This is a genomic window from Bradyrhizobium sp. 31Argb (genome assembly GCF_043638955.1).
Classification (GTDB): domain Bacteria; phylum Pseudomonadota; class Alphaproteobacteria; order Rhizobiales; family Xanthobacteraceae; genus Bradyrhizobium.
The window spans coordinates 1-7,850 of the sequence record NZ_JBEGDB010000337.1; the positions used below are offsets into that span (position 1 = coordinate 1).

8 protein-coding genes and 1 pseudogene are annotated in these 7,850 nt (G+C 64.0%); 5 read left to right on the plus strand and 4 right to left on the minus strand.

From position 1 onward, the window contains the following. The 3 genes from AAFX91_RS36530 to AAFX91_RS36540 all read left to right on the plus strand — a co-directional run. Positions 1-389: acetoacetate decarboxylase family protein (locus AAFX91_RS36530; RefSeq protein WP_394569748.1), on the plus strand; the 389-nt coding region annotated here is incomplete at its 5' end. Between the two features lie 134 nt (positions 390-523). Beyond that, positions 524-1,543, plus strand: a complete 1,020-nt coding sequence (locus AAFX91_RS36535; protein WP_394569749.1) for a transporter — start codon at positions 524-526, stop codon at positions 1,541-1,543. A gap of 19 nt (positions 1,544-1,562) precedes the next feature. Continuing rightward, positions 1,563-2,903 carry a carbohydrate porin gene (locus AAFX91_RS36540; protein ID WP_394569750.1) on the plus strand — a complete coding sequence of 447 codons (1,341 nt, stop codon included), beginning with the start codon at positions 1,563-1,565 and terminating at the stop codon, positions 2,901-2,903. 20 nt (positions 2,904-2,923) lie between these two features. Here the strand turns inward: AAFX91_RS36540 and AAFX91_RS36545 are convergent, their stop codons facing one another. From AAFX91_RS36545 to AAFX91_RS36560, 4 genes and pseudogenes are all read right to left on the minus strand, one after another. Beyond that, the gene (locus AAFX91_RS36545; protein WP_394569751.1) at positions 2,924-4,180 is read right to left on the minus strand and encodes an MFS transporter; all 1,257 of its coding nucleotides are present in this window, start codon (positions 4,178-4,180) and stop codon (positions 2,924-2,926) included. 175 nt (positions 4,181-4,355) lie between these two features. After that, on the minus strand, positions 4,356-5,552 hold the full coding sequence (locus AAFX91_RS36550) for an acetyl-CoA C-acyltransferase (protein WP_282531832.1): 1,197 nt from the start codon (positions 5,550-5,552) through the stop codon (positions 4,356-4,358). A 25-nt stretch (positions 5,553-5,577) separates the two neighbouring features. Beyond that, the gene (locus tag AAFX91_RS36555) at positions 5,578-5,784 is read right to left on the minus strand and encodes a hypothetical protein (RefSeq protein ID WP_130582768.1); all 207 of its coding nucleotides are present in this window, start codon (positions 5,782-5,784) and stop codon (positions 5,578-5,580) included. Next, positions 5,785-6,237 (minus strand): annotated as a pseudogene (locus AAFX91_RS36560) (enoyl-CoA hydratase-related protein); the annotation flags it as partial. 215 nt (positions 6,238-6,452) lie between these two features. Here AAFX91_RS36560 and AAFX91_RS36565 point away from each other — a divergent pair. Both AAFX91_RS36565 and AAFX91_RS36570 read left to right on the plus strand, forming a co-directional pair. Beyond that, positions 6,453-6,989: a PaaI family thioesterase gene (locus AAFX91_RS36565; protein WP_130582770.1), complete on the plus strand. Its 537-nt coding sequence runs from the start codon at positions 6,453-6,455 to the stop codon at positions 6,987-6,989. Positions 6,990-7,049: 60 nt separating this feature from the next. Beyond that, positions 7,050-7,667 (plus strand): TetR/AcrR family transcriptional regulator, encoded by a 618-nt coding sequence (locus tag AAFX91_RS36570; protein WP_394569752.1) that lies wholly within the window; start codon positions 7,050-7,052, stop codon positions 7,665-7,667. Positions 7,668-7,850 lie beyond the last annotated feature (183 nt).

The following is a 7,850-nucleotide window of genomic DNA, read 5'->3' on the forward strand; positions in this document are numbered from 1 at the left end:
ATAGAAAGGGATCAGGAGCGGTCAGTTTCCAACTAACAAACCGGTTCAAGCGGTCCCGCTCCGCGGGTCCATTTCACGACATCACCCGCGCGACGCTGTCGAAGACGCAAATTAATCTGAAGATGATCCCGGGCGTCGACGGCCGTCTCGAAGTCTGCCAGCTCGTTGCGATCAACCTGACCGACATCAACGTCAAGGGCTCATGGATCGGCCCCGGCCGGCTGCATCTGGTGCCGCATGTCAATGCGCCGGTTGCGGATTTTCCGGTGCGCCGCGTGGTCGGCGCGCATCATTTCCTCGCCGATCTGACGCTGCCGTTCGGTCGCGTCGTGCACGATTACAACAAGGAAGCCGAGCAGGTTGCCGCGACCGGTCTCGCCGCGGAGTAGGCTGCGACATCAAACTGTAACAAAATCGTAATTGTATCGCGTGCTGACGTACGTGCGGGGTGGATGCTCCGCACGGGTCTTGTGCTGGCTGCAGCAGGGGTTAGCGATGCATCGCGTTGAGCTTCGGGCTGGTCATGTCGGCTGAACCAGCGAAAATCGTCAGCGTGCCCGCGGACGCCACCCCGGTGATCCCAGGTCTGGTGTGGGCATTCCGTCTGCATAGCGACGGCAACGCTGAATCCTTAGCCATCGATGCGCCGATCGAGTTCAGCCATGATGGCAGGCTCTGGCTGCATTTCAATCTGGCGGATGGTCGCACGCGGCAATGGCTTGCCGGCCTGCAGATGCCCGCGCTCGCGCGCGATCTGCTATTGTCGCACGACAATTTCCAGCAGCTTCACGTCATCGACAACTGCGTCTACGGCGTGTTCTCCGATCTCATCCGCGAGATCGATTCCCCGACCGAGGAAACCGGCTTCCTTCGCTTCGCGATGACCGAGCGTCTCCTGATCAGCGGCCGCCATCAGGCGCTGTGCGCAGTGGATGCCACGCGCCGCGTGCTCGAGGGCGGCCATCGTGTCGCGACGGTGGCGGCGCTGCTTGAGAAGATCATCGACGAGGTCGCCGACACCATGGACCGGATGGCCGACAAGATCGGCACCGAGATCGACGAAATCGAGGAGCGGGTGCTGTCCGGCGAGACCAAGTCGGAGATGCGCGCCGGGCTCGGCCGTTTGCGGCGGACCTGCCTGAGGCTGCACCGTCAGCTTGCCGGCTTGCGCGTCCTGTTCCACCGGCTCGAGCAGAAGAGCCCCGACAATCTCAGCCCGGCGCTACGCCTGCATGCCGCAAAGCTCGCACAGCGGCTCGATGGCCTCGACGACGATATCACCGAGCTGCGCGAACGCAGCCGGCTGCTCGAGGAGGAGCTTCGCTTCAAGCTGGAGGAGGAGAGCAACCGGCATCTGCACGCGCTGTCGGTCGTGACCATGATGTTGCTGCCGCCGACGCTGGTCACCGGCATCTTCGGCATGAACACCAAGGGGCTGCCGCTCACCGACGTCGACAGCGGCTTCCTGTGGGCCGCGGTGCTGTTGATCGGCGCCTCCGGCCTTGCCTACCTGATCATGCGTCGCCTGGGCATCGTCAAATAACGGGCTGCGGTATCATTGCATGTACCGAGTGCTCATCCGCGCGGTCACGGTATTCGCGGCGATCACCGCCGTTGCCCTCGCAGCCGCCCGCGCGGCAGATCAGCCCGACGGCGGCAACAAGGACCTGCGCGACAGGCTGGCGGATGCCGGCTACCAGTTCAGCCTGACCTATATCGGCGAGGGGCTCGCCAACGTCTCCGGCGGCATGCGTACCGGCGCGATCTATACCGGGCGTCTCGACCTTGGCACCACCATTGACCTTGAAAAGGTGATGGGCTGGACCGGCGCCACCTTCCACGCCAACATGTTCCAGATCCATGGCGACGGCCTGTCGCGCAGCTATATCGGCAATCTGATGCTGGTCTCGGGCGTCGAGGCGTTATCCTCCACGCGCCTCTACGAACTCTGGATTGAGCAGCAACCGCTCGGCGGCAAGCTTGCCGTCCGCGTCGGGCAGCAGGCTTCGGACGTCGAATTCATCGATAGCCAATACGACGACATTTTCATCAACTCCGCGTTGGGCTGGCCGGGCATCACCGGCATCAATTTGCCGGGCGGCGGCCCGTCACCGCCGCTTGCCGTCCCCGGCATCCGCATCAAGGCGGCGCTCTCGGACCGGATCACGGCCTATCTCGCACTGTTCGACGGCAGCGCGGCGCCGCCGGACGCGGACGACTCGCAGATCGCCAATGCCAACGGTCTTCTGTTCCGCGTCAACGATCCGCCCTGGTGGATCGGACAGCTCAAATACAAATTCGAGATCGGCGAGAGCCGGCTGCCGGCGACGATCACCGGCGGCGGCTGGTATCACATGATGTCGTTTCCCGATCAGCGCTTCTCGGCCGACGGCCTGTCGCTCGCCGATCCCAACAGCTCCGGCGATCCGGCATGGTGGCGCCGGAACCAGGGATTGTTCATGGTCTATGAGCAGCAATTGGCGCGCGCCGCACCCGGTTCGGACAAGGGCGTCGCATTCTTCATGCGGGCCTCGGTGAGTCCGTCCGATCGCAATCTGATCAGCACCTATGTCGACGGCGGCTTCCTGTTCACCGGTTTCAGCGATGCCCATCCGAACGACAGGTTCGGCATCGCGGCAACCTACGCCAGGATATCCGACCGCGCCCGTGCCTTCGACCGCGACACCCAGTTCTTCACCGGCACGCCATACCCGATCCGCGACTACGAGGCGATCCTCGAAGTCACCTATCAGCATGAGGTCAGGCCCGGCTTCCTGCTGCAGCCGGTGTTTCAATATATCGCGCATCCCGGTGGCGGCGCGGTCGACCCCTACGATCCCACGCAGACGCATCGCATCAAGGATGGCGTGATGGTCGGCGTGCGCACGACCATCGTGTATTAGCGGAGTGATAAGTGACGACGTCACTTCGCCAGCGCGATCGACGCTGCAACGAGGCAGAGTGCTCCGGCAATGAAGAAGGCGGGCAGGTAGCTTTCGTACACCGTCCGTGACAGGCCGGCGCCAAAGGCGGCGGCACCGGCGCCCAGTTGATGTCCGGCAAAGATCCAGCCGAATACGAGATTGGCGCGCTCGGCACCAAAACTCTGCGCGGTCAGGCGCACGGTTGGCGGCACGGTGGCGATCCAGTCGAGCCCGTAGAACATCGCAAACAGCGACAGACCGTAGAACGAGAAGTCCGTGAACGGCAGGAAGATGAGCGACAGCCCGCGCAAGCCGTAATACCAGAACAACAGCCAGCGGTTGTCGTAGCGGTCCGACAGCCAGCCCGAGATGATGGTGCCGAAGAAATCGAAAATGCCCATCGCGGCAAGCAGGCTCGCGGCCTGCACCTGGGGAATGCCGAAATCAAGGCACATCGGGATCAGGTGCACCTGGACCAGGCCATTGGTGGAGGCGCCGCAAATGAAGAAGGTCGCGAACAGGATCCAGAATACCGGGGACTTCGAGGCGTCGCGCAGCGTGCCAAGCGCCGCCGCCATGATCGGTGCATTGCTTGGCGGCGGCGCGGGGAGCGGCTCCTTGCCGGTGTCGCCGAACGGGCGGAGGCCGACGTCGCTCGGGCGGTCGCGCATGACGAGCAGCACCAGGAAGGCGGACAGGCCGAGCACGACGCACACCAGCGACAGCGCAATCCGCCAGCCGAAGCGCTCAGTGAGGCTCGCGAGCAGGGGCAGAAAGACGAGTTGGCCGGTCGCGACGCTCGCAGTCATGATGCCGATGACGAGGCCGCGCTGCGCGACGAACCAGCGCGCAGCGATCGTCGCGCCCAATACGAGCGCCGTCATGCCGGTGCCGATCCCGATCACGACACCCCACAGCAGCACCAACTGCCAGACCTGTGTCATCGCGAGCGAGGCAAGCAGGCCAGAGACCACTATGAGCTGGGCCGCCAAGGTCACATTGCGCAATCCGTAACGATTCATCAGCGCAGCCGCGAATGGCGCCATCAACCCGAACAGGATGAAACGGATCGAGAGCGCGGAGGAGATCTCCGCCGTGCTCCATCCGAACTCCTTCTGCAGCGGCACGATGAAGACGCCGGGCGCGCCGACCGTGCCTGCGGCGATCAGCGCGGTGAGGAAGGTGACGCCGACCATCACCCAGCCGTAATGGATATTGCGGCGGGTGAGGGTGGCCGCCAGCCAGTTCGAGATCATCGGGCCTCAGAAAATTCTACCTGGATGGAAGGCTAGCTTGTTAGGCACATACTGCCGCAAGGGGTGTATGACGTAAATGTCATACTTCCCTCATTTTAGGACATCCGGCCAGATTCTTGTTTTGACGCGTTTTCTTGACGCGAACCGGTATCCACTTCGCTCGAAAACGCTCTGTCTAGTGCGAGGCGCGCTCGACCGCGATCGCGGTGGCTTCGCCGCCGCCGATGCAGAGCGCGGCGACGCCGCGCTTCAGGTTCTGCGCTTCCAGAGCATGCAGCAGCGTCACGATCAGTCGCGCGCCGGTGGCGCCGATCGGATGGCCGAGCGCGCAAGCGCCGCCATTGATGTTGAGTTTTTCGCGGGGAATTCCGAGGTCGCGCTGCGCCGCCATCGCCACCACTGCGAAGGCCTCATTGATCTCGAACAGATCGACGTCGCCGGCGCTCCAGCCGACCTTGTCGAGCAGCTTGCGGATCGCCGGGATCGGCGCCGTGGTGAACCATTGCGGCTCCTGGCTGTGGGTGGCGTGGCCCTTGATCTCGGCCAGCACCGGCAGGCCGTCGCGATCGGCCAGCGAACGCTTGGCGAGGATCAGCGCCGCGGCGCCGTCGGCATTGGCGGAGGAGGCGGCCGGCGTGATGGTGCCGTTGGGGCGGAATGCCGGCTTTAATCCGGGAATTTTGGCAGGGTCGACCTTGAGCGGATGCTCGTCATTGGCGATCACGCGCGGGCCCGCTTTCTCCGTGATCGTGATCGGCACGATCTCGGCCTTGAAGGCGCCGCCCTCGACCGCGTTACGCGCCCGCGTCAGCGTCTCCATCGCGTAAGTGTCCTGGTCCTTGCGCGTGAACTGATAGGCCTCCGCGGTCGCCTCGCCGAAATCGCCCATCGAGCGTCCGGTCTCGTAGGCGTCCTCAAGTCCGTCCATCATCATGTGGTCGATGATGCGGTCATGGCCGGCGCGATAGCCGCCGCGCGCCTTGGCAAGCAGATACGGCGCGTTGCTCATGCTCTCCATGCCGCCGGACACCACGATCTCGGCCGAGCCGGCCTTGATGATGTCGTGGCCGAGCATGGTTGCCTTCATGCCGGAGCCGCAGACCTTGTTGACGGTGGTGGCGCCGGTCGCATCGGGCAGTTTGGCGCCGCGCGCGGCCTGGCGGGCCGGCGCCTGGCCCTGGCCGGCCGGCAGCACGTTGCCCATGAACACTTCGTCGACGCGCTCAGGCGAGAGCTTTGCCCGCTCCAGCGCCGCACCGATCACATGGGAACCGAGCTTGTGCGCGCTGAACGGCGACAATTCGCCCATGAAACGGCCAAGCGGTGTGCGGGCGGCGGAAAGGATGACGACGGGATCGAAGGCATTGGCCATGGCGGGCTCCCTGGAGGATTCTTGGTCACATGATGATGATCATATGATGCGCCGCAAAAATTGCAACGCCCGCCCGCATGAGAAATTGTCGTGCTTCATCCGCACCGCCGTCATCATCCGCCACCGGGTCGGCGCGAAGCGCCGCCCGATGACAGGCTCCGGCGGATGATCCAGTAACCACAAAACGACGTTCGGTGGTTACTGGATGCCCCGCCTTCGCGGGGCCTGACAACTAGCGCTTCCGCCCCAGGAACCCCTGCATCAGCCGCTGCGGTTCGCCGGTCAAGAAGGATTTCCCGAACACGCCCACGCTCAAATTGACCGACTCCGTCAGCGGCAGTTCTTCCCATTGCCGCAGCAAGTCCTTCTGGATGCGCAGCGCCTCGGGGCCGCATTCGAGCAGCGCCGCCACGGTGTGTTCGATCTCGGCGTCAAGCTCGCCTTGTTTTGCGACCTTGTCGACGAGGCCCCAGGCGAGCGCGGTCGGTGCGTCGATGTTCTCGGCGGTCATCACCAGCCAACGCGCGCGGCTCCAGCCGATCAGTCGCGGCAACAGCGCCGCATGGATCACCGAGGGGATGCCGACGCGCACCTCGGGCATGCCGAACCTCGCGTCATGCGCTGCGATCCGGAAATCGCAGGCCGCGGCCACTTCCAGCCCGCCGCCGAGACACCAGCCCGGCATTGCAGACGGTGAGGCGGACCACGCCGCGGGAATCGCGGTCGACGCCGCAATGGGGATTGAGCATTTCCATGGGATCATCTCGGGGCAGGGGAACATCCAGCCACTTCCCGGACAATCGTGGCGCTTGTCAAGCCGTCGCGCAACCGGTGTTGCGATGCAGTAGTGCGTGCAATAGAATGATGAATATCATCTAACGTCATTCAAAAGGAGTTGCCATGACCTTCGCCGATACTGCCGATCTGCTCTCGCCAGCGTCCCGCCGCGAGCGAGTGGTGAATTGGCAGGCGCCTGGACCGACCGCGAAGGTCGCTGCCGCGATGTCGGGCATGGAAGCGATGTGCGGGATTCGCGACGGTGTCCTGCCGCCGCCGCCGTTCGCCAAGCTGATCGGTTTCCGGATGGCGGTCGTCGAGCCCAGCCGGATCGTGATGGAACTTGATCCCGAGGAGAGCCTCGAGAACACGATCGGTCTCCTGCACGGCGCGACCGCCGCGGCGTTGCTCGATACTGCCATGGGCTGCGCGATCTCGACCATGCTCCCCGCTGGCCAGACCTCTGTTACGCTCGACCTGAAGCTCACATATCTGCGACCGCTCTCGGTGCGTTCAGGCACGATCCGCGCCGAGGGCAAGGTCATCAAGCTCGGCCGCCAAAACAGCTACACCGAAGGTTTCGTCCGCGACGGCGCCGGCAATCTTGCAGTGCACTCTACCGCGACCTTCGCCATGATCGGTGGCGCGAATTTGAAATAGCTACAGCTTTCTTTACGTCTTGATGCTATTATATGACCGGAAACATCCAATGAGACCCCCATGCGTTATTCGAAAGAACACAAGGCGGAGACCCACGAGCGGATCGTGAAACAGGCCTCGGTCAGGCTGCGCGAGCGCGGCGCCCATGGCATCGGCGTCGCCGACCTGATGAAGGAGGTCGGACTGACCCATGGCGGCTTCTACGCCCATTTCGATTCCCGCGAGGCGCTGGTGATCGAGGCGTTCGGCTACGCCATGGACCGCGCCAACGAGCGCTGGCGCAAGATCGTTGAGGAGACGCCGCCGGAGAAGCGGCTGGCGACCATCGTCGATTCCTATCTGACGACGACGCACCGCGACGATCCCGGCCGCGGCTGCGCGGTTCCGTCTCTCGGCGCCGAGATCGCCCGCGAAAGCCCGAAGACGCGCAAGGCGTTCGCCGCCAAGCTGGAGCGGATGATCGATATGGTGGCCGACCAGATTCTGGACGTGCCGCCGAAGGCCGCACGCAAGCAGGCGATGGCAGCGCTCGCGACCATGATGGGAACCGTCGTGATGTCCCGCATCGCCGGCAATGGCGAGTTCTCCGACGAGATCCTCGCCGCCGGCCGCGAAGCCGTATTGCCTCGTGCGTCGGTGAAGCCTGTGGCCAAGAAGCCGCGCGCCAAAGCGCATTGAAGCCCCCACTGCGCCCACCTGGGTCGTCCCGGGCTTGACCCGGGACCCATAACCACAGGACTTGATGAGGTGCGAGGCTATAACTGCTTGCTCGCACCACAACACTTCCCTGTGGTTGATGGGGTGGACGGCCCCCTACGGCATCAGTTGTGCCAGAATGAGGTTGTCGAAATCTCAAACGAG